At 70.0% G+C, this 313-nt stretch carries 1 protein-coding gene; it reads right to left on the bottom strand.

Going from position 1 to position 313, the window contains the following annotated elements; translation table 11 throughout:
• The coding region (locus B2U11_RS11615; RefSeq protein WP_292071886.1) for a tRNA-dihydrouridine synthase at positions 1 to 196 on the bottom strand (196 nt) is incomplete at its 3' end.
• Positions 197 to 313: the final 117 nt, after the last annotated feature.

Below are 313 nucleotides of genomic sequence, written 5' to 3'. Positions count from 1 at the left end.
CGCCCACGGCGGCGCGGCGCACCACGTCCGGCCGCGCCCGCGCCAGTTCGCGCGCCGCCACCATCTCGGTCGCGACGTAGACCGCGCCCAGCCGCGAGGCCAACCGCCGGAACGGTAGGTCGGTCACGCCGGTCATCGGCGCCATCAGAACTCGCCCGGGCACGCTCACGTCGCCGATCTGCAAACTGTTCGTCATTCGGGCCTTTCGCCGCGTTCCGGCGGCCTTCGTCAAGCACGACCGCGGCGCTTTGATGGTTTTGCGGACTTCGAAGGAAAAGCGGTGACACGTCTTCGGCGCGCGCTCTAGAAGGCG

Origin of the sequence: Brevundimonas sp. UBA7534, assembly GCF_002479325.1 — a bacterium.
In the GTDB taxonomy this organism is placed as follows: Bacteria; Pseudomonadota; Alphaproteobacteria; order Caulobacterales; family Caulobacteraceae; genus Brevundimonas.
The sequence above is the reverse complement of the archived record's forward strand: the minus strand, read 5'-3'. Positions and strand labels throughout refer to the sequence as shown.